The organism is Curvibacter fontanus, assembly GCF_054780335.1.
Window position 1 is genome coordinate 133,279 of record NZ_BAAGWN010000010.1, and the last position, 25,115, is coordinate 158,393.

Consider the following 25,115-nt stretch of genomic DNA (forward strand, 5'->3'; position numbering starts at 1 on the left):
GCGGCTCAGGGGGTGTTTCATCCTGGTCATACGATTTCTTCCAACGTTCCCTGCGCGCTCAGGAAGGCAGCGCGCACCGTCTCGCCCGGGCTGGCCGCCTGCACTGCGGCGCGATAGCCGCGCAACTGCGACTTCAGTTCTTCCTGGGCCTGCGGCTGCGCCGCCGATTTGTAGTCCAGCACCCACCAGGCCCCATCCTTGCGCTGCACCAGGCGGTCGATGCGGCGCACGCTGCCCTGCAACGTGACCGGCACCTCATTGCCCTGCCAGGTCAGTTCACTGCTGCGCCAGGCCCAGGCCCCCTCGCCTTGCAGGATGCGCCGCGCCATGGCGGCGGCCAGTCGGGCCTGTTCGGCATCGAGCAGGAATTCCGCCATGACCCGGTCCACCTGCAGCGGGCCCACATCCCGGGCATCGAGCACAGACCATTCGAGCAGGCGGTGCATGGCCGAGCCGATGCGCGCCTCGGAACTGTCCTCGGCCTCGGCGACCACAACACGCGGGGCCTTGAAGCGCAGGTCTGGCAACACCGGCAAGCTGATGACAGCTTCTTCGGCATGCGTTGTCCCGCCCGCGGCGGACAAGTCCTCCACGGCCAGAGCGGCGCAGCCCGGCAGGAGACGCTGCCACCAGCTGCGCCCGCTGTCCCGATGCGGTTCCACGGACGAAAGCACCAGGCACCGCCTGGCCCGCGTCAGGGCGACATACAGGGCGTTCAGCTCTTCACGCTGACGCTCGCGCTCTTCCCGCTCCAGCGCCCTGCGCGCGCTGGCCGGCACCCTGCTTTCGCTGGCGAGGAAGACAAAACTCTGCGGCACTTCGGCCTCCCCCGGCCAGTCGAGCAGCACGCCCATGGTCTCGGCCGGCGGCGGGGGGGCATCGGTGTCGAGCAGCAGCACCAGTTCAGCCTCCAGGCCCTTGGCTCCGTGCACGGTCAGCAACTGCACGGCCTGTGGCGCCGCCATCTGGGGCGCCGGCACCCCACCCGCGCGCAAGGCACGCACGAAAGCATAGGGCGTGGCGTAACGGCCGCCATCGATCTGCAGCGCTGCGTTCAGCAGGGCCAGCAGGCTGGCACGCACCCCGGCGCGCAGCGTCGCAGGGGCCGCGGCGACAAAGCGGGCCAGCACGTCGCCGTCCTCGAAAATGGCGTGCAGCGCATCGTGCGGCGGCAGACTGGCCACCCACTGCTGCCAGCGTGACAGCTGCAGCCCCACACCTTCGAGCGCAGGGGACCAGCCCGCCTCTTGCAGCAGGTCGAACCAGGGCCGACGCTGCGCCCGCTGGCGCAGGGCGATCTCGACCAGGGCCGCGTCGCCCAGGCCGAACAGGGGCGACTTGAGCGCGCGGGCCAGCGAAAGGTCATGCGCGGGCGAGACCAGGGCATCGAGCAGGGCCACCAGATCCTGCACCTCGGGTGCTTCGCCCAGATCGGTTTTCAAGGGCTGCAGGGCCGGGATGCCCAGGGCGCGCAGCTCGGCCTCCATGGCGCTGAGGCGGTCGCGCTTGCGCGCCAGCACCATGATGTCCTTCGGCTGCACGCCGGCCTCGATCTGCGCCGCGATCCAGCGCGCCGCCTGGCGGCATTCGCGTTCACGCAGCGTGTCTTCGGGCGTGTGACGCGGGGTCAGGAGGCTGTCGCGCCATTCGGTGGCCGCCTCCTTCTTGTCCTTCTCGGGCCGCGGAATCACGGGCAGGGCCAGCACGGCGCCGGCTTCGTCGGACTCGGTGCTGTGGGCGCGGAAGTCCTCGTACTCGCCGGCCTCGCGCGCCTGGCCCAGCGTGGTGTTGACCAGGGCCAGCACCGCGGGCGCGTTGCGCCGTGTGTGGTCGCAGCTCAGCTGCTCGCCACCCAGTTCACGCACGAAAGCCTGCGCGGCCTTGAAGACCTGGGGCTCGGCACGGCGGAAGCGGTAGATGCTCTGCTTGGGGTCGCCCACGATGAAGAGCCGGGGCGCCTCGGCGCCGCCACCGCTGCCCGCGTAACCGGCCAGCCAGGCATGCAGGGCCTGCCATTGCAGGGGGTTGGTGTCCTGGAACTCGTCAATCAGCAGGTGGCGCGTGCGGGCGTCCAGCCGCTCCTGGATCCAGCCGCTGAGCTCCGCATCCTTGAGCAAATGCAGGGCCGCGTGCTCCACATCGCTCATGTCCACCCAGCCGCGCTCGCGCTTGAGCGCGGCATATTCGTCGAGCAGCACGCGGGAGAGCCGTGTCAGGCGCTGCTGGTAAAGCCAGGCCTCGTGTTGCTGCTGGGCCGCGCAAAGGCGCTGCAGTTCGGGGTCGGCCTCCTGCGCCGCGGTGAGCTTGAGCAGATGCTGCGTCAGGCGGTCTTCGTCCTTGACGAAGAAACCGGCCCGCAGGGTCTGCAGTGCCTCTTCGAACTGCCCCGGACTCGCAGCGGCATCCAGCAAGGCATAGGCATCGATCACCGCTGCCGCAGCCTTCTGCGGCGTCTTGTTTTTTTCCTGCCCCAGGACCCTGGCACGCGCCAGCCAGCGTTCGCGCACGGCCACCTGCAGCAGCCATTGCGCCGGAGTGCCCAGGCCGGCAAATTCGGTGCACAGCTCAGCCGACGGCGGCACCGATGCCGCCAGCACCCCGGCCGCATCGGCCAGCATGAACTCCACCCGCCGCTGCAAGGCCCCCTCCAGCGCCTTCTCGGTCTGGCTGCGGCCGTGACTGGCGACCAGGGCCTCGTAATCGGCCCGGGCCTCGGGTTCGCGCAGCAAGCGGGCCTGGAAAGGACGCCAGAGCTGGGCAATGGCCGGCGCATCCTGCTCCAGCAGATCGTAGACCGCCGGCAGTCCCAGCTTCTCGAGCACCGACAGCGGCGCATGGCGCAGCAAGGCCGCGAACCAGCTGTGAAAGGTGCGGATCTGCACCGTGCGGCCCTGGCTCAGCAGTTGGCGATGCAGGCCGCGCAACGGTGAGATCAGCTCGGGGATGCGCCTGGCATCGACGCCGCGGATGCGCAGCTCCTGCGCCAGCTTTTCATCAGAAGCCTGGGCGAACTCTTGCAGCCACTCCATCAGGCGCTGGCGCATCTCGCCCGCAGCCTTCTTGGTGAAGGTGATGGCCAGGACCTCCTGCGGCGCCGCGCCTTCGAGCAGGGCCCGCAGGATGCGCGAGACCAGCATCCAGGTCTTGCCGGCCCCGGCACAGGCTTCGACGGCGACGTGGCGCTGGGGGTCGCAGGCAATCTTGTAGAAGTCTTCGCGAGAGACCGGGGTGTTGTTGCGTTCGTAGGCCGGGTTCATGGGCGCGACCCCTCCCACCAGAAATCCTTGCGACAAAGCCCGCGCGCGGCACAGGTCTCGCAGACCTTGCCTTCACCCAGAGCCGGCAAGGCCGCGCCTTCAGCGATGCGCCCCAATTCACCAAGCAGCCCTTCGATCAAGGCATCGCGCACAGCCACCACGTCCTCCTGCTCGTAGGTGCGGCAACCGTCGCGTTCGCCCACATTGACATAGGCTGCGCGCAAGGTGTCCTCAGACCGCAGTGCCGCATAAAAAGCCAGCTGCGTGTCCTCCAGCGGTTCGCGGATGCGATCGCGCGTGACCTGCTGGGGCTCGGTCTTGTAGTCGATCAGCAGGCTCACGCCATCGCTGCCACGGTCGATGCGGTCCAGCCGGCCGAACAGGGCGAGCGTGCCCAGCGGCTGTTCGGCATCGCGTTCACCATCGGCATAGGACCACCCTGCAGCCTCGTGCCCGGCCAGCCAGTCCAGATAACCCTCGCGCATGCGGGGCCAGGCGGACTGGAAAGGCAGGAACTCGTCTTCGGCCAGGCGCTGGGCCCGTGCCTCTTCGGTCGCTGCCGTGTCCAGCCAGTTCCGGCGCTGCGCACGGTCCGCGCCGGGCTGGTCCAGCTGGGCATGGAAGCGCTGCAGCACGGCGTGCAGCCAGAGGCCGAAGTCGCGCTTGTCGAGTTCACCCTCGATCTCCTCCGCCTCCTTCAGGCCGAGCTGACGCAGTGCGAAATAACGGTAAGGACAGTGGCGCAGGTCCTGGTAGGCGCTGGCCGAGATCCTGCTCAAGGCCAAACCGGCAGCCGCCGGTGCGGGTTGATGCACGGGCACGGCGCTCAGCGTGCGTGTCATCAACGGGTTCACGGCCAGCACAGCCGCCTCCTGATCGGCCTGCGCCAGTTGCACGAGCGGGCTCGCGAGCAGAGGCTCGCCACCCTCGTCGCTGCGCCGCCAGAGCACGTCCACCGAGGGCCGCGACAAGGCATCGGCCCATGCTGAGCGCAAGGCGGCCTCGAGCGCCGCGCGCGCGGGCAGGCCCAGCGCGGCGCGCTGTGCCGCCGTCCACAAGCCACCCGGGTCGGGCGACGTCGGCAGCCGCTGCTCATCGCAGCCGGGCAAGACCACGGCCGCAAATTCACGCCCCAGCATCTGCGCCAGCGGCAAGAGCACCGCCTGCTCCTGCGCCGGATATTCGGGCTTGAAGCTCGCGGACTCCAGCACCTGGTCCACCCAGCGTGTGAAATCGGCGAGGTTCAGGCGGCGGCGCGCCCAGGGCGCATCGGCGGGCACGGTGGCGCTTGCATCGAGCCGCAGCGCCGCCAGCACATCGGCGCCCGCCAGATCGTCCTGCAGCAGCGCCCACTGCCCCGTGGCCTGCAGCAGCTCACGCAAGACCGGCAGCCACTGGGCCAGGGTGCGCGTGCCCTGCAGCGGCGCACGCCAGGCTTCAATGCGCTGCAGCAGTTCAGGCAGGGCCGAGGGTGCGCGCTGCTCCAACGTGTCCGGCACATGGCGCCAGGCGCGCTGGGGCCGACGACGCAGCGCGGCTTCGAGCTCGCGCAGCGCCTGCGCATCGCAGGCCGGCGCATGCTTGAGCCAGTCCAGCACGAGGTCGCTGCTCGCGTTCCAGGCCGCGGCGCGCAAGGCGCCCATGAGCTGTGCACCGGCGCGGCTGGTGGAGAGCTTCCAGCCCGTCTCGTCACGCATCTGCACGCCGTGGCTGGCCAGCATGGCGCGCAGGCGGCGTGTGAGGGCACGGTCGATCACGGCCACGGCCACGGGCGCACGGCCGGCCTCGAGATGGCGCAACACACAGGCCGCGGCGCGCAGCGCCTCGTCCTGCGCGTCCCCGGCCTCATGGAGGGCCAGGGACGGCGTCGCCATCTGGCTGGCAGGTGATGCCAGGATGCACAGGCGCTCCCCCCAGACCGGCAGCAGACCGGCCGGCAAGGGATCGGGCTGCAGGCCCGGAACCACGACGAGGCAATCCACGGACTCGATCACAGGCGATGAAAAAAGCACATCGCTGGGATAGGAAGAATTGGCAGCCCAGGCCACCGCCACCTGGGCCACACGCGCTTCGAGGGCCAGCGCGCCCGCATCCAGCCCTGCCAGGGCCGCCGCGTGCGCGCCTTGCCCCCAGGCGGCGCGCTGCTGGGGCGGCACGGCCGCGGCCAGCGGCGCCAGCTCGCGCGCAGAGTCCAGCAGCAGCGGCGTGGCCACCTCGGCCTGCTCGCGCAAACCGCTCTGCTCGAGCAGGGCACGCGCCGTCAGCGCGTCGAAGGCGGGGTCTCCGCCCAGGTCCGTGGCTGCGGGGCTGTAGCCACCGAGGCTGCGGCACCAGTTCTGCGTGGTCTCGAAACGCGGCGCGAAGCCGTCGGGATGGGTTTGTGCCCACAGGCGCGCGGCCTGCGGCATCAGCTGCGCATAGGGCAGCAGGACCACGGTGCGGGCCGGGTGTGCGCCGCGTGCGCGCATGTGGGCCGCGATGCCGGCAAGCCCCTGCTGCCAACGAAAATCCGTGGTTTCTGTCACAATGCCGCAACTGTAGCCGCATTGCCTCATCGAACAAGGAGCCCTCATGGCCAGCGACCTGATCAAGCACGTTTCCGACGCCTCTTTCGAGACCGACGTCCTCAACGCCAACCAGCCCGTGCTGGTGGACTACTGGGCCGAATGGTGCGGCCCCTGCAAGATGATTGCCCCCGTGCTCGACGAAGTGGCCGGCGCCTACGAGGGCAAACTGCAGGTCGCCAAGATGAACGTGGACGAGAACCGCGACATCCCGGCCAAGTTCGGCATCCGCGGCATCCCCACGCTCATGCTGTTCAAGGGCGGCCAGCTCGCCGCCACCAAGGTGGGCGCCATGAGCAAGGCTCAGCTGACGGCCTTCATCGACCAGCAACTGGCCTGAAACCGTCCCGACCGCCGCGGCACACCTCAGTTTTGCCGCCGGGCCGCCCCAAGGCAAAACGCCCCCCCTCGGGGGGCAGCGCAGTACACGCAGTGACCAGCGTGGGGGCCATATCAGCGGCGGCCTTTTTTCCTGTCATAATCAGCCGCAATCGCCGGTTCCATCCTGAACCGGTTCGAGTTCCCGGCTGGCAAGACCCCGGCGTCTGCTCAGTCGCACATCCCCCCGATCGATATAGCCACACCCCACTGGGGCTCCATCCATGCACTTAAACGAACTCAAGGTACTGCACGTATCTGAAATCCTCCAGCAGGCCGAGGCCCTCGAAATCGAGAACACCGGCCGCATGCGCAAGCAGGAGCTGATGTTCGCCATCATCAAGAAGCGCGCCAAGACCGGCGAACAGGTGTTTGCCGACGGTGTGCTGGAAATCCTGCCCGACGGTTTCGGCTTCCTGCGCAGCCCGGACTCGAGCTACACGGCCAGCACGGACGACATCTACATCTCCCCCAGCCAGGTGCGCCGTTTCAACCTGCACACCGGCGACATGATCGAAGGCGAAGTGCGCACCCCCAAGGATGGCGAGCGCTACTTTGCCCTGAACAAGCTGGAGAAGGTCAACGGCGGCTCGCCCGAGACGAACAAGCACAAGGTGATGTTCGAAAACCTGACGCCGCTGTTCCCCAAGGTCCAGATGAAGCTGGAACAGGACATCAAGGGCGAAGAAAACATCACCGGCCGTGTCATCGACATCATTGCGCCCATCGGCAAGGGCCAGCGCGCCCTGATCGTGGCGCAGCCCAAGAGCGGCAAGACCGTGATGATGCAGCACATCGCCCATGCGATTGCCGCCAACTACCCCGACAGCTACCTGATGGTGCTCCTGATCGACGAGCGTCCGGAAGAAGTGACCGAGATGCAGCGCACCGTCAAGGGCGAGGTGATCGCCTCCACCTTCGACGAGCCGGCCGCCCGCCACGTGCACGTGGCCGAGATGGTGATCGAGCGCGCCAAGCGCCTGGTCGAACTGAAAAAGGACGTGGTGATCCTGCTGGACTCCATCACCCGCCTGGCCCGCGCCTACAACAACGTGGTGCCCTCCTCGGGCAAGGTGCTGACCGGCGGTGTGGATGCCAACGCCCTGCAACGCCCCAAGCGTTTCCTGGGCGCGGCCCGCAACGTGGAAGAAGGCGGCTCGCTGACCATCATCGCCACGGCCCTGGTGGACACCGGCAGCCGCATGGACGAGGTGATCTTCGAGGAGTTCAAGGGCACCGGCAACTCCGAAATCCACCTGGACCGCCGCCTGTATGAGAAGCGCGTCTTCCCCTCCATCCAGCTCAACCGCAGCGGCACCCGCCGCGAAGAGCTGCTGCTGCAGCCCGAAATCCTGCAGAAGACCCGCATCCTGCGCCAGTTCCTCTACAACATGGACGAGATCGAGGCCATGGAAATGGTGCTCAAGCAGATGCGCGCCACCAAGACCAACAACGAGTTCTTCGACATGATGCGCAGGGGGGGCTGATCAAATTGCGCAAGTCCTTGATTTGCTTGTATAATCTACGGTTTTCGCGGAAAGTAGTCTGGGTGGTCCAGGCCGGCTCCCGCAACTAGAGGAAGAATCATGAAAGAAGGCATTCACCCCAATTACCGCGACGTGTGCTTCCAGGACATGTCCAACGGCTTCAAGTTCGTGACCCGTTCCTGCGCCAACGCCAAGGAAATGATCAAGATGGAAGACGGCCGCGAGCTGCCGTGGGTCAAGCTGGACACCACGAGCGAATCGCACCCCTTCTACACCGGCACACAGAAGTCGGTGGACAACATGGGCGGCCGCGTGGAGAAATTCCGCAACCGCTTCGGCAAGACCGCCGCCAAGTAATCCGGCCGCCGTTTTCCAGTCGAGGGCAGCCCGGTACGCCGCGCTGCCCTTTTCCTTTCTGGAAGCCGCACCACACTCTCTGGCATCATCGCCCTCGTGAACCAGCCCAGCCCCGCCATCGTTGCCCAGGGCGCCGTGCGCCGACTGCCGCACCTGGCCCTCTGGCTTTTCGCCCTGGCCTATGTGCTGCCCGGCTTCATCGGGCGCAGCCCCTGGCGCAGCGCCGACATCACCGCCTACGGCTACATGGCCGAGCTGGCCGCCGGCCGCGCCAGCTGGCTCGTCCCCACGCTGCTCGGGCAGCCGCCCGATGTGGATGGCCTGCTGCCCTACTGGCTGGGCGCCTGGGCCCTGCAACTGGCCCCCTCCTGGATCGCGCCCGACTTCGCCGCACGCCTGCCCTTCATCGGCCTGCTGGCCCTGACCCTGATCGCCGTCTGGCAGGGCATCTACTACCTGGCACGCAGTCCGGGTGCCCAGCCTGTGGCTTTCGCCTTCGGCGGTGAAGCCCGCCCCAATGACTATGCGCGCGCCATGGCCGATGGCGGGATGCTGGCCTTCATCGCCTGTCTGGGCCTGGCCCAGCTCTCGCATGAAACCACGCCCGCGCTGGCCCAGCTCTGCTTCACGGCCCTGAGCTTCTACGCCTTTGCCGCCCTGCCCTACAGGCGCTGGACACCGACCCTTTCGGCCATCGCCGGCCTTACCGGCCTCACGCTCTCGGGCGGCCCCTCCATGGCCTTGCTGCTGGCCCTCGGCGGGCTGCTGGCCCATGTGCTGGACCGCAGCCAGGCCCAGGAAAATACCAGCCGCTACCGGCGCGACCTGAAACGCCTGCTGGCCCTGATCGCCGGAGTTGCCGTGCTGGCCAGCGCGCTCGGGCTCTGGCGCTGGCGCATCGGCCTGCCCGCGCCCAGCTGGGAGGCCTGGCACGGCCTGGGCAGCCTGCTGCTGTGGTTCACCTGGCCGGCCTGGCCCCTGGTGCTTTGGACGCTGTGGCGCTGGCGCCGTCAGCTTTTCGACCGCCGGCCCAGCCGCCACCTCTCGCTGCCCCTCTGGTACACGCTGATCACCGTGGGCGCCACCCTTATCACCCCGGCCGGCGACCGCGCCCTGCTGCTGGCCCTGCCCGCCCTGGCCACGCTGGCGGCCTTCGCCCTGCCCACGCTGGGGCGCAGCGTCTCGGCCCTGATCGACTGGTTCACCCTGCTCTTCTTCACCAGCTGCGCCATCGTCATCTGGGTGGTGTGGATCGCCATGTTGACCGGCCTGCCGCCGCAGCCGGCCGCCAACGTGGCACGTCTGCTGCCCGGCTTCGAGCCGCGTTTCATCATCCTGCCCTTCATCTTCGCCACCCTGGCCACCCTCGCCTGGGGCTGGCTGGTGAAGTGGCGCATCGGCCGCAACCGTTCCGCGCTGTGGAAGAGCATGGTGCTGCCGGCCGGTGGCGCCGCCCTGGGCTGGTTGCTGCTGACCACGCTGTGGATGCCGGCGCTGGACTTCGCGCGCAGCTACCTGCCGCTGGTGCGGCGCATCGAAGCGACCGTGCAGCCGGCTCACTGCCTGGCGCACTTTGGCCTCTCGCGCAGCCAGCTGGCGGCCTTGCAGCTGCACTCCCGTCTGCGCCTGGAAAGAGCCAACGACAGCACCCGCTGCGACTGGCTGGTCATCGACCGGGACATCGTGCGGCAGACCCCCGAGATCCTCAACCCGACGCAATGGCAGCCGCACAGCGAGCTGGGCCACCCGCGCGAAGGCGAAGAAGACCTGGCCATCTACCGCCGCATCGCGACTGCACCGTCCACACCCGTCCGCTGACACCCGTGCCCGAGTTCAAGACCATCGCGCGCCATGCCGGCACCGTGCTGGTGGGCCAGCTGGCCACCATGGCCTTTGGCGTGACCGACACCATCGTCGCCGGTCGTTACGCCGAAGCATCACTGGCCGCCCTCTCGGTCGGCTCGGCCATCTACATGAGCGTGTACGTCGGCCTCATGAGCGTGCTGCAATCCCTGCTGCCGGTCTGGTCCAGCTGCACGGGGCCGCCCAACCCGCCCAGCTCGGACACGCCTTCCGGCAGGCGCTCTATCTCTGGCTGGCGCTGGTGCTGGTCGGCCTGTCCATCCTGCTCAATCCGGGTTTCCTGCTCGACTGGGCTGACGTACCCATCACCCTGCGCACCGAGGTGCTGGCCTACCTGGATGTGCTGGCCCTGGCCCTGCCGGCGGCGCTGATGTTCCGCCTCTACGGCACACTCAACCAGAGCCTGGGCAAGCCCCAGCTGGTGACCTGGCTGCAGCTGGGCTCCTTGTTTGTCAAGGTGCCGCTCTCGGTCTGGTTCGCCTTCGGCGGCCTGGGCCTGCAGGCGCAGGGCGCAGCCGGCTGCGCCTGGGCCACGCTGTTCGTGCACGCGGCCATGCTGGCCCTGGCCCTGCGGCTGCTGCGCACGCGGCCCCTGTATGCGCCGTATCGGCTGTGGCAATGGCCCGGCCGGCCCGACTGGCACGTGCTGGGCGCCTTTGCGCGCCTGGGCGTGCCCAGCGGCCTGACCATCCTGATCGAGGTCACCTCCTTCACGCTGATGGCCCTCTTCGTGGCCCGCCTGGGCACCACCGCGGCGGCCAGTCACCAGATCGCCGCCAACCTGGCCGCCGTGCTCTACATGGTGCCGCTGGCCATCGGCATCGCCACCAGCGCGCGCACCAGCTACTGGCTGGGCGCGGGCCAGCCGGCGCGTGCGCGCCACGCCGTGGGCGTGGGCTTCGGCCTTGTGGCGGGCAGCGCGGTGCTGCTGGCCACAACACTGATCGCCGTGCGCGCTCCCCTGGCTGCGGTCTACGCCAGCAGCCCCGAGGTGGTGGCCCTGGCGGTTCCCCTGCTGTTCTGGACCGCGATCTACCACCTCTTCGACGGCCTGCAGGCCCTGGCGGTCTTCGTGCTGCGCTGCTGGCGCATCACGCTGGCGCCCTTCCTGATCTACGGTGTGCTGCTCTGGGGCCTGGGCCTGTATGGCGGTTTCCTGCTGGCCTATCGCGGGTTCGGCCCTTGGCCGGCGCTGCAAACCCCGGCGGCCTTCTGGATGGCCGGTGCCGCGGCACTGGCGCTCGCAGCCCTGAGTTTCTGGTTCATGATCTGGCAGGTGCTGCGGCGCAGTAAGTAATGGACCCCCAGGCTGCGCGCACTGCGTGTCGCTCATCGCCGAGGGGCCCCGGCCATAGGCCTAGGCTCTTCGACCTGTCCAGGCCTGCGCAGGCAGGCTTGGAGCCGCAGGTCTCAGCCCCCCTCAAGGGGGCGACGCCAGTGGCCCGGCAAAGCCGGCTCCACGGCGTCCCGCGACGAGACAACCCAAGCCAGGCTTTTTAGACCGCGGCCATTGCTGCGGGCTGAGCCGCCAGGCGCACGCGACTCGCAGGAAAGACGATGGCAAAGCGCGAGCCCTTGCCGGGGGTGCTGTCGATGCGCAGTTCTGCGCCGTGGCGCTGCGCCACGTGCTTGACGATGGCCAGGCCCAGGCCGGTGCCCCCGGTGTCGCGTGAACGGCTGCGGTCCACCCGGTAGAAACGTTCGGTCAGACGCGGGATGTGTTCGGGCGCGATGCCCGGGCCGCTGTCCTGCACGTAGAACTCCATGCGGCCGTCCTCCAGCAGCAAGCAGCCGCAGCGCACCACGCCGCCGGCCGGCGTGTAGCGCACGGCATTGCTGACCAGGTTGGAGAGCGCGCTGTGCAGCTCCGAAGGCGTGCCGGCCAGTTCACGGGCCGGCACCGGCTCGAACACCAATGCCTGCGCCGGGCCGGTCATGGGCGGGTTCAGCACCGCCGACAGGACTTGCGCCTCCTGTTCCACCTGGCCCATCAGCACGGGCAGGGACGACCATTCGGCAGCCCCGGGCAGGGGGCTGCCTTCCAGGCGTGAGAGCATCAGCAGATCACTCACCAGGGACTGCATGCGGCCCGCCTGCTGCGCCATCAGGTCCAGGTAACGGGCCCGCTCGCTGGCGTCCAGCGGCAGGGTCTGCAGGGTCTCGACAAAACCCGAGAGCACGGTCAAGGGCGTGCGGATCTCGTGCGAGACGTTGGCCACGAAGTCGCGCCGCATGGCCTCGGCCTGCTCGAACATGGTGACGTCGCGTGAGAGCAGCAGACGCCGGCCCTCGCCGTAATCGTGCAGGTGCACCGAAAGGCGTAAAGGATGGGCGCTGCTGTGGGCACGCCCCTGCATCACCACGCTGGCCTGGTAGTTCCCCCCGGACACATAGGCCGTGAAAGCCGGATCGCGCACCAGGTTGACCATGTGCTGCAACAGGTCACGACCGGTTTCCAGGCCAAAGTGCTGGGCCGCCGTCTGGTTGAACCACTCGATGCGTCCCTGCGCGTCCAGCAGCAGCACCCCGTTGGGCGAAGCCTGCAGGGCCGCCAGAAAATTCTGCAGGCGGCGATCGCTGTCGCGCGTCTCATGCTCGCGCTGGCGCACCAGCCGGCGCGCACGTTCGGCCACCTCGCCCCACAGGCCCAGCTTGAGCGGTACATCCGAGACGTCGCCCTTGCGCAGCCAATGCAGCACCCGCAAACCGCGTGTGAAATCGACCAGCACCCAGAGCAGACCGGTGGCAAGCACGCCGGCCAGTCCGCCCCGGATCTGCAGGGCTTCGGGCGCCAGCCAGATGCCGATCAGCGCCCCCAGGATCTGGAGCAGCAGAAAGAAAATGAGTTGCAGCAGCATGAAACGACGACCCCGGGGACGGGCCCGTCCTCAGCCACGCAGCGCGGCAGAAGCCGGCACGGGTTGTGCCGACAGGCGGTAACCGGTGCCACGCACGGTTTCCACCATGGGCGCAGCCTCACCCAGCGCTTCACGCAGGCGCTTGATGTGTACATCCACCGTGCGCTCCTCGATGAAAACATGGTCACCCCACACCTTGTCGAGCAACTGACCGCGGCTGTGCACACGCTCGGCGTGGCTCATCAGGTACTGCAGCAACTTGAATTCGGTGGGGCCCAGCTTGAGGGCCTGCTCCGCAAAACTCACGCGGTGTGTGGCCGTGTCCAGCTTGAGGCGGCCGATCTCCAGCGTCACGACGCCCTGGTCCGGCGCGCGCCGGCGCAGCAGGGCACGGATGCGCGCCAGCATCTCCTTGGTGGAGAAGGGTTTGGCCATGTAATCGTCAGCGCCGGCATCGAGGCCGGCCACGCGGTCGGCCTCGTCGCCGCGCGCGGTCAGCATGATGATGGGCACGGTCTTGGTCCGCGGATCGTTGCGCCAGCGGCGCGCCAGGCTCAGTCCGCTTTCACCGGGCAACATCCAGTCCAGCAGCACCAGGTCGGGCAGCACTGCATCGATCTCGCGCTGCGCGGCCAGGCCGTCCGGCGCCACGGTGGGCTGGAAACCGTTGTGACGCAGGTTGACAGCGATCAGCTCGGCGATTGCCGGCTCGTCTTCGACCACTAATACAGCAGGTTGCTTCATTCTTATAACTCCTACGCTCCCGGAAAAACCATGATGCACAAGCCATCCCATCGGGGAACGCCGTGGAACCGGCTTTGCCGGGCCACTGGCGTCGCCCCCTTGAGGGGGGCTGAGACCTGCGGCTCCAAGCCTGCCTGCGCAGGCCTGGACAGGTCGAAGAGCCTAGGCCTATGGCCGGGGCCCCTCGGCGATGAGCGACACGCAGTGCGCGCAGCCTGGGGGTGTTTCACTTCAATACGGATTCGATCTCTTCGATCGAAGCATGGCGCACGTCGGCGCCCTTGACGATGTAGATGATGAGCTCGGCGATGTTCTTCGCATGATCGCCGACACGCTCGATCGCCTTGGCCAGGAAAAGCAGGTCCAGGCTGGGCGAGATGGTGCGGGGGTCTTCCATCATGTAGGTGATCAGCACGCGCACGAAGCTGTCGAACTCCTTGTCGATCAGATCGTCCTCCTTCAGGATGGCCACGGCGGTGGTCGTATCGAGCCGGGCAAAGGCGTCCAGCGCCTTGCGCAGCTGGCCTGCGGCCAGGTCGGCCGCCGTGCGCAGCTCGGAGGCCGGCAAGGCGCGCGGCGCGCCGCTGTGGATGATGGACAGCACCATGCGCGCCATCTTCTCGGCCTCGTCGCCGGCACGCTCCAGGTTGGCGATCGTCTTGGAGATGGCCATCAGCAGGCGCAGGTCGCGCGCGGTGGGCTGGCGGCGCGCGATGATGGAGGAGATCTCGTGGTCGAGTTCGATCTCCATGGCATTGACGCGGTGCTCCAGTTCGATCACCTGCTGGGCCGAATCGATGTTGAGCCGGGCCAGGGCCTGCACGGCCTGCTGCAGCTGGGCTTCGACCAGGCCGCCCATTTCCATGACGCGGCTGGAGATGGAGCTCAGTTCACTGTCGAACTGCGTGGAGAGGTGTTTTTCGGGCATGTTCATTTCCTCCTCAGCCGAAACGGCCGGTGATGTAGTGGCTACGGCCGCCGCACTTAACTTCGCTATGCGAAGTTAGCCTGCACCGCTGCATAACTGTCCGGTTCATCCGAACCTCCCGGTTATGTAGTCTTCAGTCTCCTTGCGCGTGGGCTTGAAGAACATCTGCTCGGTGGAGCCGAACTCCACCAGATCACCCAGGTACATGTAGGCGGTGTAGTCGCTGCAGCGGGCGGCCTGCTGCATGTTGTGCGTGACGATGACCACCGTGTAATCGTCCTTGAGCTCGGTGATCAGTTCCTCGATCTTGGCGGTGGAGATCGGGTCCAGCGCCGAGCAGGGTTCGTCCAGCAGGATGACCTCGGGCTTGATGGCGATGCCGCGCGCGATGCACAGACGCTGCTGCTGGCCGCCCGAAAGGCTGGAGCCGCTCTGCTTGAGCTTGTCCTTGACCTCGTTCCACAAGGCCGCCTTGCGCAAGGCCCATTCGACCCGGTCCTCCAGATCGCTGGTGCTCAGCGACTCGAAAAGCTTGATGCCGAAGGCGATGTTGTCGAAGATGGACATCGGGAAGGGCGTGGGCTTCTGGAACACCATGCCGACCTTGGCGCGCAGCAGGGCCACGTCTTCCTTGCTGGTCAGCAGGTTCTCGCCGTCGAGCAGCACCTGGCCTTCGGCCCGCTGGTCCGGGTAGAGCTCGAACATGCGGTTGAACACGCGCAGCAGCGTGGACTTGCCGCAACCGGACGGGCCGATGAAGGCCGTCACCTTGTTCTGCGGGATGTCCAGGTCGATGCCCTTGAGCGCGTGGAATTTCCCGTAGAAGAAATCCAGGTTGCGCACCGAGATCTTGGGTGCAGGCGTGTCGGCCGGATGGGGAGTGGGATCCATGGTTTGCCTTGCAGGAGAGTATTCGCTGGTGTACATGACGCGGTCCTGGGTCTCAGCCCTTGTGGCGCGTCAGCACGCGCGCGATGATGTTGAGCCCGAGCACGGTGATGGTGATCAACAGCACACCGGCCCAGGCCAGTTGCTGCCAGTTCTCGTAGGGGCTCATGGCGAACTTGAAGATGGTGACCGGCAGGCTGGCCATCGGATCCCCGAGGTTGGAGGTCCAGAACTGGTTGTTCAGCGCAGTGAACAGCAGCGGCGCCGTCTCGCCCGAGATGCGCGCCACCGCCAGCAGCACGCCGGTGACCACCCCGGCGCGAGCCGCACGCAGCGTGATCATCAGGATGACCTTCCACTTGGGCGTGCCCAGCGCGTAGGCCGCTTCGCGCATGGCGGCGGGCACCAGCTGCAGCATGTTCTCGGTGGTACGGATCACCACCGGGATCACGATCAGCGCCAGGGCCATCACGCCGGCCCAGCCCGAGAAGGACTTGAAGCGCGCCACCACCACCGCGTAGACGAACAGGCCGATCACGATGGACGGGGCCGAGAGCAGGATGTCGTTGACAAAACGCGTCACCTCGGCCAGCCAGCCCCTGGGGTCGTACTCGGCCAGGTAGATGCCGGCCATGATGCCGATGGGCGTGCCCACGAAGGTCGCCAGCAGCACCATGAGGAACGAACCGTAGATGGCGTTGGCAATGCCGCCGGCCTCGTTGGGCGGGGGCGTCATCTGCGTCAGCGTGGCCCAGACCAGACCGCCCAGACCCAGGCGCAACGTTTCCCACAGGATCCAGAACAGCCAGAACAGGCCGAAGACCATGGCGCCCATGGACAGCGCCAGCGCGATGATGTTGACGCGTTTGCGGCGCTGATAGGCGGCGCTGCGCAGCTGGTCTTGCGCGTTCATGGTGAAACCTCCGTGCCGGGCACTGGGATTGGGATGCGATTGGCTCCGACATCACAAGCGCTGCGCGCAATTGCGAGTCCGCACCGCAGCATCGTTGCCGCCTTGGGAGGGGCCCGGCGCCTCATGACTTGGCCCCCTCATTCTTCTTGAGCTGCATGAGCAGTAGCTTGGACAGGGTCAGTACGACAAAGGTGATGAAGAAAAGCACCAGACCCAGGTAGATCAGCGAAGCCTGGTGCAGGCCGGAGGCGGCCTCGGCAAACTCGTTGGCCAGCGCGGAGGTGATGCTGTTGGCCGCGTCGAAAAGGCTGAGCGTGTTGAGCTGGTTCATGTTGCCGATGACAAAGGTCACGGCCATGGTCTCGCCCAGGGCACGGCCCAGGCCCAGCATGATGCCGCCGACGACACCGGCCTTGGTATAGGGCAACACCACCTTGGAGACCACCTCCCAGGTGGTGGAACCGAGGCCGTAGGCCGACTCCTTGAGCAGGGGCGGGGTGACCTCGAACACATCGCGCATCACGGCGGCGATGAAGGGGATGATCATGATGGCCAGGATGATGCCGGCCGACAGGATGCCCAGCCCCACCGGCGGTCCCGACACCAGGGCTCCCAGGTAGGGCACGCCGGTGAACAGCGACTGCAGCGGCAATTGCACGTATTGCGACAGGATGGGGCCGAACACCAGCAGCCCCCACATGCCATAGACGATGGACGGCACCGCCGCCAGCAGCTCGATGGCGGTGCCCAGCGGGCGCTTGAGCCAGGCCGGGCACATCTCCGTCAGAAACAGGGCAATGCCAAAGCTGACCGGCACGGCGATCAGCAAGGCAATGAAGGAGGTGGCCAGGGTGCCGTAGATCATCACCAGGCCGCCGAAGTTCTCCTGCACCGGATCCCACACCGGGCTGGTCAGGAAACCCAGACCGTAACGTTCGATGGCCGGCCAGGCGCCGGCCATCAGGGACATCAGGATACTGGCCAACAGCGCCAGAGTCACCCACGCCGCGCCTTTGGCGAGCCAGCCGAACAGGGTATCGGCCCAGGGCCCGGTGCGGGACGTTTGTGCGGACGGGGATGAACTCATGGCTTACTGGCAGTTCCTCTGGCTGGTTGACTTACTTGTAGGCGATCGGCTTGCCGGAAGCATCCTTGATCTGCTCCCAGGACTTGTGGATCGCAGCCTTCACCACGTCAGGCATGGGCACATACTCCAGGTCAGCAGCGGTCTTGTCGCCGTTTTTGTAGGCCCACTCGAAGAACTTCAGGACCTGGGCGGCGTTGGCCGGCTTGTCCTGCACCTTGTGCATCAGGATGAAGGTGGCGCTGGCAATCGGCCAGGCGTTCTTGCCGGGCTGGTTGGTCAGCACCTGGTAAAAGCTCTTGGCCCAGTCAGCGCCGGCGGCGGCGGCCTTGAAGGTCGAGTCGTCCGGAGCCACGAAATGGCCGTCCTTGTTCTGCAGGAGGGTGTGAGCCATCTTGTTCTGCTTGGCGTAGGCGAACTCGACATAACCGATCGAGTTGGGCAGGCGGCCCACGAAAGCGGACACGCCTTCGTTGCCCTTGCCGCCCGCACCCACCGGCCAGTTCACGGCGGTGCCTTCACCGACCTTGTCCTTCCAGTCGGTGCTGACCTTGCTCAGGTAGTTGGTGAAACCGAAGGTGGTGCCGGAGCCGTCAGCGCGGCGCACCGGTGCAATGGCGGCATCCGGCAGGTTCAGGCCGGGGTTCAGGGCCTTGATGGCGGCATCATTCCACTTGGTGATCTTGCCCAGATAGATGTCGGCCAGCACGGGGCCGGTCAGCTTCATCTGACCCGGCTCGATGCCCTTCACGTTCACGACGGCCACGATACCGCCCATCACGGTGGGGAATTGCAGCTGGCCCTTGCTGGCCAGTTCCGCATCCTTCAGCGGCATGTCGGAAGCACCGAAATCCACGGTCTTGGCATCGATCTGCTTGATGCCGGCGCCCGAACCCACCGACTGGTAGTTGACCTTGATGCCGGTCGCCTTGTTGTACTCAGACGCCCACTTCGCGTAGACGGGGGCCGGGAAACTGGCGCCGGCGCCAGTCACATCCTGCGCGCCGGCCAGGCCGGCGGCGCCCAGCAGGGCGGTGGCCGTCAGGCTCATCAGGGTTCGCTTGAAAGTTGTCATCATCGAAAGCTCCTTAAGGGTTGGTTGGAGATGGGCAAACTTTAAGAAGATTTTGTGTCAGCAATATGACATCCGATGAGGGGCCGGGCGGATTGCCTGTCGCAATTCTGTCACGAAAAAGACCGACTCATTTCATGAAATCGTCATGCACCCTGTCTAAGCTGAGACGTTCCTTGTTTCGTCCAAAGATCTCCCGCACATGCCTTTTCCCGCTTCTTTGCAACGCCGCCAACTGCTGCTGGGCGTCGGCGCCAGCGCTTTGCTGTCGAGCCAGCCCGTCCGCGCCCAGCCCCTGAAACCGGCCCCCACCCTGCGGGGCCCGGAGATTGTGCAGATCGTCGATGTCTCGCCCGGCCAGCTCGATGTCTCGCGCGACTTCCTGATCGGCTCGCGGGCGGCCTGGCAGGACTTCAATGCCCGGGGCGGCCTGCGCAGCCGCCCGGTGCAACACACCGTGCTGGAGGTCGACGGCAGCCTGCCCAGCCTGCGCCAGGCGCTGGAAACCGTGCGTGCCCTGCCCCAGTGCGTAGCACTGTGCGGCACCGCCGGCGACCGCATCGCCTCCCTGCTGGTCGGCCTGCTGCGCCAGGACCCGCTGGAGATCGCGCACGTCGCACCATGGCTGCACGACGATGCCCAAGCCGGCACTGAACGCACCTTCCCCATCTTCGCCTCGCGCCAGGAGCAGATCAGCCACGCGCTCAAGTCGCTCTCGGTGGTCGGCGTGCCCGCGCTCGGCGTGGTCTACGCCTCGGCGCAGGAGCAGCATCTGTACCAGGCCGAGGTGCAGCGCGTGGCCGGCCATCTGAAGATACAGCTCGTCCCCTACACGCTCACGGGCACCCTGCAGCAGCTGGGCCAGCAGCTCACCCCCCAGACCCCGCCCATCCTGCTCTTCGTCGGCGGCACGCCCGAGCTCGCGCAGTTCACCCTGGGCCTGGAAAAGCAGGACCGCCAGCGTTACGTCATCGGCTTGGCCGACGTCAACCTGCAGACCCTGAACCAGCTGGGCCAGTCCCGCAGCACGGCCGTGGTGGCCACCCAGGTCGTGCCCATGGTCACGGCCGGCCTGCCCGTCGTGCGCAGCTACCGGGAAACGCTGGCACGCCTCTTCGACGAGCCGCCCACGCCCCAAAGTCTGGCCGGCTACATCGCTGCGCGTTACGCCCAGGACGTGCTGCAGACGCTGGAGCCGACCGTCACGCGTCCCCAGGTGCTGCAGGCCTTCCAGAAACGCAGCGCACTCGACCTGGGTGGATTCCGCATCAGCTTCCAGTCGCAGCGGCGCGCCAGCGCCTACGTGACCCAGAGCATGCTGGCGGCCGATGGCCGCATCCTCGGCTGAGAACTTGTGAAGACATCTGCTGCGCAGCCCGATTGCCGCGTCGGGCGGTGTTGGCTTCGGCCGCCGCGCTCGGGCCGCTCGCTACGATTTCTTCACAAGTTATGGAGCCGGGTACCATGACCTCGACTCAGCTTCAGACGCACACATGAAAAACGGCACCGACCTCGCCGCCATCGACCTGGGCTCCAACAGCTTTCGCCTCGAGATCGCCCAGCTGGACCACGGTCTGCTCAAGCGCCGCGAGTACCTCAAGGAAACCGTGCGCCAGGGCAACGGCCTGGACGCCGAACGCAACCTCACCATCGACGCCATGCAGCGCGGCTGGGACTGCCTGGGCCGTTTCGCCGAGCGCCTGGCCGGGTTCCGGAAAAGCCAGGTGCGCGCCGTCGCTACCCAGACCCTGCGCGAAGCCCGCAACCGTGAAGTCTTCCTGGAACGTGCGCAGAAGATCCTGGGCTTTCCCATCGACGTGATCTCGGGCCGCGAGGAAGCGCGCCTGATCTACCAGGGCGTGACCCACCTGCTGCCTCAGTCCGACGAGCGCCGCCTGGTGGTGGACATCGGCGGGCGCTCCACCGAACTCATCCTGGGCCAGGGCTACCGCCCGCGTTTCATGGACTCCTACCGCGTGGGCAGCGTGGCCTGGTCCATGCGTTATTTCCCCGAAGGCAACTTCACCGCCGAGGCCTTCGAGACCGCCGAAGTCGCCGCCCAGGCCGTGCTGGACGAAGCCCTCAACAGCTGCCGGCAGGACGACTGGGACCTGGCCTACGGCTCCTCGGGCACGGTGGGCGCCGTCGGCGACGTGCTGCAGGCTGCCGGCTGGGCCGAAGGCCTGATCACGCAGGAGGGCCTGGACTGGATGCTGGACCACCTGCTCAAGGCCGGCAGCGCCGACCGCCTGCGCATTGAGGGCATGAAGGACGACCGGCGCGCCGTCATCGGCGGCGGTGTCAGCGTGCTGCGCGCCCTCTTCAGCCTGCTGGGCATCGAGGAGATGCACGTGGCCCAGGGCGCACTGCGCCACGGCGCGCTCTACGACCTGCTGGACCGCGAACACGAACAGAGCGACCAGCGCAGCACCAGCGTGCTGCGCCTGGCCCGCAACTTCAACGCCGACCCGGCGCAGGCCCGGCGCGTGAGCCAGGTCGCGCACCACCTGCTGCGCCAACTGGCCGGCCAGGACGAAACCGAGGAACTCGAACGCGCCCTGCGCAAACTGGGCTGGGCCGCACAGTTACACGAGATCGGCAGCGCCATCTCGCACAGCGACTACCACAAGCACGGCGCCTATATCCTCGACAACGCCGACGCCGCCGGCTTCACCATGAACGAGCTGCACCGCCTGGGCCAGCTCGTGCTGGGCCACCGCGGCAAGCTGCGCAAGCTCGACCTGCAACTCGACGACGAGGCCTTCACCCTGCAACTCATGGCCCTGCGCCTGGCCGTCATCCTCTGCCACGCGCGGCGTGATCCAGACCTGCAAGGGTTGCGTCTGGCGTGGGACGGGGAGCGTGAAGTGCAACTGAGTTGCCGTGCGGACTGGGTGCAGCGTTACCCGCAGTCAGCCCATCTGCTGATGGATGAAGTGCAGGCTTGGTTGAAGACGGCGTGGACCTTGCAGGTGGAACATCCGGACTGAATCGACTACCGTCCAGGAGCGAGTCTTCGATCCAAATGAAAACGCCGCCAGCGTTTCCGCTAGCGGCGTTCATATTTGTCGATTGGTCGGTGTGAAAGGATTCGAACCTTCGACCCCTTGCACCCCATGCAAGTGCGCTACCAGGCTGCGCCACACACCGATCGAGCCTTGAATTATACCTGCAGATTTGGCCCCTTCCTGGGGCTCGGACTCAGAAGCTGCCGGCGAGCAGGTCGCGGATTTCGGTGAGTTCGCGTTTGACCAGGTGCAGCTTGTCGACGGCGGCGGGCAGATCGTCTTCCACCAGCTGGCTCTCGCTGAACTCGTCCAGGTCGGACGGTTCGTTCATCTCCAGCACTTCCACCCCGTCGAGCATGACTTCGCCGGCGCGTTTCTTGTCGCGTTCGGCGGACAGCAGCTCTTGCATCTTGTTGCGCGCGCCGCTGATGGTGAAACCCTGGTCGTAGAGCAGGTCACGGATGCGGCGGATCATGAGCACCTCGTGGTGCTGGTAGTAGCGGCGGTTGCCGCGCCGCTTCATGGGTCGCAGCTGGGTGAACTCCTGCTCCCAATACCGTAGCACGTGAGGCTTGACGCCACACAGGTCGCCGACCTCACCGATGGTGAAGTAGCGTTTGGCAGGGATGGGGGGGAGCGCATTCTCCATTGAAATCAATGTGATACAAGAGAAAGCTTCTAGGTTACTCTAAGTCAGGGGCGGATGCAAAGCCTGTTTGCACGGAATCTGAAAAAGCCGGGTTTTTCCGGGGACCGGGGTGACGGGCAGCCACAGGCCGGATCCCGAAATGGGGCCGAATGGCCGTCAAAGCGGCTTGGATGGGGGGTGAGGAAGCACCAGCCCGCAGCGGGGCCGGGCGTGGGAAATCAGGCGGCGATACGGGAAGCCGGGCGACCGCCCTCCTCCTGGATCTGTTCCTTGAGCTTGTGGCTGGCGTGGAAGGTGACCACACGGCGCGCTTCGATCGGGATGGCCTCGCCGGTGCGCGGGTTGCGGCCGGGGCGCGGGGCCTTGGTGCGGATCTGGAAGTTGCCGAAGCCCGAGATCTTGACGTCGTTGCCGTTGACCAGGCTGTCGGCGATCAGGTCGAAGAAGGCGTCGATCATGTCCTTGGACTCGCGCTTGTTCAGCCCGATCTGCTCAAACAGCAGTTCGGCCAGCTGCGCCTTGGTCAGCGCGGGGGTTTCCAGACTTTCGACCGTGATTTCCATGCTTGCCCGTCTCGTGTTGTTCTTGCTGGTCCGGCTCAGGCCCGCAGCCGCGCGCTCACTTGCTTTTGCAGCGTGGCCAGCACGGCTTGCACACTGGCTTCGATCTGTTCTTCGGTCAGGGTGGCTTCGTCGCTGTTGAGCGTGAGGCGCACCGCCAGGCTTTTCTCGCCCTCGGCCAGGCCGGCCGAGGCTGCCCCCGGCTTGGCGCGGTAGACGTCGAAGAGTATCGCATGGCGCAGCAGGCCGGCCGTGGGCGCGGCCCAGATGGCTTGCATCAGCGCGGCGTGGCTCACGCTCTCGGCCACGATGACGGCCAGGTCGCGCTCCACCGCCTGGAACTTGCTCATGGCACGCAGGGTCGGCGTCTCGCGCGCCAGCACGGCGTCGAGTTCCAGCTCGAACAGCACGGGAGTCTGGGCCAGCTCGTAGCCCTGGCGCCAGCGCGGATGCAGCTCGCCCACGAAACCGATGGCTTCGCCGTCCAGCAGCACGCGGGCGCAGCGGCCCGGGTGCATGGCTGGGTGTTCGGCGGCTTCAAAGACGGGCTGGCGCGGGGCCAGCAGGGTTTCCACATCGGCCTTGACATCAAAGAAGTCCACGGCGCGTTCCTTGGTGGCCCACTGCAGGCTGTCCACGCCGCCTGCGGCCAGGCCGGCCACACGCATGGGCTGAGCGAAGCCGGCCACGCTGGTGTGGCTGTCGGCTACGCTGGCATCTCGCAGGAAGACGCGGCCCAGTTCGAACACGCGCACGCGCTCGGCCTTGCGGTCCAGGTTGAACTTGAGCACCTGCAGCAGCGAGCCCAGCAGCGTGGAGCGCATCACACCCATCTGGCTGGCGATGGGGTTCATGAGCTTGATGGGGCTGGGGTTGCCGGCCAGCTCCTGCTCCCAGCGTTCGTCCACAAAGCTGTAGTTGATGGTTTCCTGGTAGCCCAGCGCGGCCAGCTGGCGGCGCACGGCAAAGGGGCTGCGCTGGGCCTCCAGGCGGCTCTTGGGCACCACGGGTGCCAGCGGCGGGGTGTGGGGCAGGTGGTCGTAGCCCACCAGGCGCGCCACTTCCTCGATGAGGTCTTCCTCGATCTGCAGGTCGAAGCGGTACAGCGGGGGCATCACTGCGATGGCCCCCTGCCCTTCGGTCAGCGGCAGACCAAGGCGTTTGAGCGCGTCGGCGCACTGCGATTGGGTCAGCGGCATGCCGATGATCTTGGCCGCGCGCGCCACACGCAGGGTGACAGGCTGGGCCACCGGCATCTTGACTTGCTGGTCGTCGATGGGGCCGCAGGCGGTGGTGGGTGTGCCGCAGATGTCCACGATGAGCCGGGTGATGCGCTCGATGTGCTCCACGGTGAGCTGCGGGTCCACGCCGCGCTCGAAACGGTGGCCGGCGTCGGTGGCGAAGTTGTAGCGACGCGAACGGCCGGCAATCGCACGCGGCCACCAGAAGGCGGCTTCGACGTAGACGTGCTGGGTGTCGTCGGACACGGCGGTGGCGTCGCCGCCCATGATGCCGGCCAGGGACTCGACCTGCTGATCGTCGGCGATCACGCCCACTTCGGCATCGACGGTGACGGTGTTGCCGTTGAGCAGCTTGAGCTGTTCACCCGGCTTGCCCCAGCGCACGTCCAGCGTGCCGTGGATCTTGTCCAGGTCGAAGATGTGCGAGGGACGGCCGTACTCGAACATCACGTAATTGGAGATGTCCACCAGCGCGGTCACGCTGCGCTGGCCGCAACGGGCCAGGCGGTCCACCATCCACTGGGGGGTGGCAGCCTTGGTGTTGACGTTGCGGACGATGCGGCCGGAGAAGCGGCCACAGAGATCGGGCGCGCTGACCTTGACGGGCTGCTTGTCGGCCAGCCTGGCCGCCACAGGGGCGATGGCCGGGGTCTTGAGCGGCGCGCCGGTCAGCGCGGCCACTTCACGCGCCACGCCGTAGACGGACAGACAGTGCGCGAGATTCGGCGTTAATTTCAGGGTGAAGAGCGTGTCGTCCAGCTTGAGCACCTGGCGGATGTCTTGGCCGATGGGCGCATCGGCTGCCAGCTCCAGCAGACCACCGTGGTCTTCGGACAACTTGAGTTCGCGGGCCGAGCACAGCATGCCCTGGCTTTCGACGCCACGCAGCTTGCCCAGCTTGATGAGGAAAGGTTTGCCGTCCTCACCGGACGGCAGCTCAGCGCCAACGAGCGCACAGGGCACCTTGATGCCCACGCGCGCATTGGGCGCGCCGCAGACGATGTTCAGCAGACTGCCCCGCCCCACGTCCACCTGGCACACGCGCAGGCGGTCGGCGTTGGGGTGTTGCACGGCCTCTTTGATTTCACCGACAACGATCTGGGTGAAGGGCGGGGCCACGGGGCGCAGCTCTTCCACCTCCAGGCCGGCCATGGTGAGCGTGTCGGCCAGTTGCTGGGTGGAGAGCGGCGGGTTGCAGAATTCGCGCAGCCAGGACTCGGGGAATTGCATAGAAGATTCTCAGCGTGATTCGTTAGTGCGTTTG

General features: G+C 66.9%; 18 protein-coding genes, 1 tRNA gene and 1 pseudogene. 7 read left to right on the forward strand and 13 right to left on the reverse strand.

Annotated features, from left to right (window positions below):
* Nucleotides 1–26 precede the first annotated feature (26 nt).
* Together ACYVH8_RS05940 and ACYVH8_RS05945 are read right to left on the reverse strand one after the other, a co-directional pair.
* Entirely contained in the window at nt 27–3,257 is a 3,231-nt protein-coding gene (locus ACYVH8_RS05940) for a UvrD-helicase domain-containing protein (protein WP_460487962.1), read from the reverse strand.
* The gene (locus tag ACYVH8_RS05945) at nt 3,254–5,725 is read right to left on the reverse strand and encodes a PD-(D/E)XK nuclease family protein (protein WP_460487963.1); all 2,472 of its coding nucleotides are present in this window, start codon (nt 5,723–5,725) and stop codon (nt 3,254–3,256) included. Before ACYVH8_RS05945 ends, ACYVH8_RS05940 begins: the two co-directional genes overlap by 4 nt.
* A 103-nt stretch (nt 5,726–5,828) precedes the next feature.
* Between ACYVH8_RS05945 and trxA the strand changes: the two genes are divergently transcribed.
* From trxA to ACYVH8_RS05970, 5 genes and pseudogenes are all read left to right on the forward strand, one after another.
* Nucleotides 5,829–6,161 (forward strand): thioredoxin TrxA, encoded by a 333-nt coding sequence (gene trxA, locus ACYVH8_RS05950; RefSeq protein ID WP_460487964.1) that lies wholly within the window; start codon nt 5,829–5,831, stop codon nt 6,159–6,161.
* A gap of 262 nt (nt 6,162–6,423) precedes the next feature.
* Complete coding sequence (rho, locus tag ACYVH8_RS05955; protein WP_460487965.1) at nt 6,424–7,686, forward strand: transcription termination factor Rho; 1,263 nt, start codon at nt 6,424–6,426, stop codon at nt 7,684–7,686.
* 99 nt (nt 7,687–7,785) lie between these two features.
* Complete coding sequence (locus ACYVH8_RS05960; protein WP_460487966.1) at nt 7,786–8,043, forward strand: type B 50S ribosomal protein L31; 258 nt, start codon at nt 7,786–7,788, stop codon at nt 8,041–8,043.
* Nucleotides 8,044–8,139: 96 nt separating this feature from the next.
* On the forward strand, nt 8,140–9,861 hold the full coding sequence (locus ACYVH8_RS05965; RefSeq protein WP_460487967.1) for a hypothetical protein: 1,722 nt from the start codon (nt 8,140–8,142) through the stop codon (nt 9,859–9,861).
* Between the two features lie 5 nt (nt 9,862–9,866).
* Nucleotides 9,867–11,203: pseudogene (locus tag ACYVH8_RS05970) on the forward strand (MATE family efflux transporter).
* A 199-nt stretch (nt 11,204–11,402) separates the two neighbouring features.
* On the opposite strand, the gene phoR reads toward ACYVH8_RS05970, so the two are convergent.
* The 7 genes from phoR to pstS form a co-directional block, all read right to left on the reverse strand.
* The gene (gene phoR / locus ACYVH8_RS05975) at nt 11,403–12,764 is read right to left on the reverse strand and encodes a phosphate regulon sensor histidine kinase PhoR (protein ID WP_460487968.1); all 1,362 of its coding nucleotides are present in this window, start codon (nt 12,762–12,764) and stop codon (nt 11,403–11,405) included.
* 30 nt (nt 12,765–12,794) lie between these two features.
* The gene (phoB, locus tag ACYVH8_RS05980; RefSeq protein ID WP_460487969.1) at nt 12,795–13,508 is read right to left on the reverse strand and encodes a phosphate regulon transcriptional regulator PhoB; all 714 of its coding nucleotides are present in this window, start codon (nt 13,506–13,508) and stop codon (nt 12,795–12,797) included.
* A 226-nt stretch (nt 13,509–13,734) separates the two neighbouring features.
* Nucleotides 13,735–14,436 (reverse strand): phosphate signaling complex protein PhoU, encoded by a 702-nt coding sequence (gene phoU, locus ACYVH8_RS05985; protein ID WP_460487970.1) that lies wholly within the window; start codon nt 14,434–14,436, stop codon nt 13,735–13,737.
* A 105-nt stretch (nt 14,437–14,541) separates the two neighbouring features.
* Entirely contained in the window at nt 14,542–15,327 is a 786-nt protein-coding gene (pstB, locus tag ACYVH8_RS05990) for a phosphate ABC transporter ATP-binding protein PstB (protein ID WP_460487971.1), read from the reverse strand.
* 52 nt (nt 15,328–15,379) lie between these two features.
* Nucleotides 15,380–16,237, reverse strand: a complete 858-nt coding sequence (pstA, locus tag ACYVH8_RS05995) for a phosphate ABC transporter permease PstA (protein WP_460487972.1) — start codon at nt 16,235–16,237, stop codon at nt 15,380–15,382.
* 121 nt (nt 16,238–16,358) lie between these two features.
* Nucleotides 16,359–17,324 carry a phosphate ABC transporter permease subunit PstC gene (pstC, locus tag ACYVH8_RS06000; RefSeq protein ID WP_460487973.1) on the reverse strand — a complete coding sequence of 322 codons (966 nt, stop codon included), beginning with the start codon at nt 17,322–17,324 and terminating at the stop codon, nt 16,359–16,361.
* Nucleotides 17,325–17,355: 31 nt separating this feature from the next.
* The gene (gene pstS, locus ACYVH8_RS06005; protein WP_460487974.1) at nt 17,356–18,399 is read right to left on the reverse strand and encodes a phosphate ABC transporter substrate-binding protein PstS; all 1,044 of its coding nucleotides are present in this window, start codon (nt 18,397–18,399) and stop codon (nt 17,356–17,358) included.
* 196 nt (nt 18,400–18,595) lie between these two features.
* On the opposite strand from pstS, the gene ACYVH8_RS06010 reads away from it, so the two are divergent.
* Together ACYVH8_RS06010 and ppx are read left to right on the forward strand one after the other, a co-directional pair.
* Nucleotides 18,596–19,741: an ABC transporter substrate-binding protein gene (locus tag ACYVH8_RS06010; protein WP_460487975.1), complete on the forward strand. Its 1,146-nt coding sequence runs from the start codon at nt 18,596–18,598 to the stop codon at nt 19,739–19,741.
* A 145-nt stretch (nt 19,742–19,886) separates the two neighbouring features.
* Complete coding sequence (ppx, locus tag ACYVH8_RS06015) at nt 19,887–21,383, forward strand: exopolyphosphatase (RefSeq protein ID WP_460487976.1); 1,497 nt, start codon at nt 19,887–19,889, stop codon at nt 21,381–21,383.
* Between the two features lie 83 nt (nt 21,384–21,466).
* Here the strand turns inward: ppx and ACYVH8_RS06020 are convergent.
* The 4 genes from ACYVH8_RS06020 to pheT all read right to left on the reverse strand — a co-directional run bounded on the left by ACYVH8_RS06020 (nt 21,467) and on the right by pheT (nt 25,081).
* Nucleotides 21,467–21,543, reverse strand: a tRNA-Pro gene (locus ACYVH8_RS06020).
* A 51-nt stretch (nt 21,544–21,594) separates the two neighbouring features.
* Nucleotides 21,595–22,050, reverse strand: a complete 456-nt coding sequence (locus tag ACYVH8_RS06025) for a MerR family transcriptional regulator (protein WP_460487977.1) — start codon at nt 22,048–22,050, stop codon at nt 21,595–21,597.
* Nucleotides 22,051–22,268: 218 nt separating this feature from the next.
* Entirely contained in the window at nt 22,269–22,613 is a 345-nt protein-coding gene (locus ACYVH8_RS06030; protein ID WP_460487978.1) for an integration host factor subunit alpha, read from the reverse strand.
* 35 nt (nt 22,614–22,648) lie between these two features.
* Nucleotides 22,649–25,081 carry a phenylalanine--tRNA ligase subunit beta gene (gene pheT, locus ACYVH8_RS06035; protein ID WP_460487979.1) on the reverse strand — a complete coding sequence of 811 codons (2,433 nt, stop codon included), beginning with the start codon at nt 25,079–25,081 and terminating at the stop codon, nt 22,649–22,651.
* Nucleotides 25,082–25,115 lie beyond the last annotated feature (34 nt).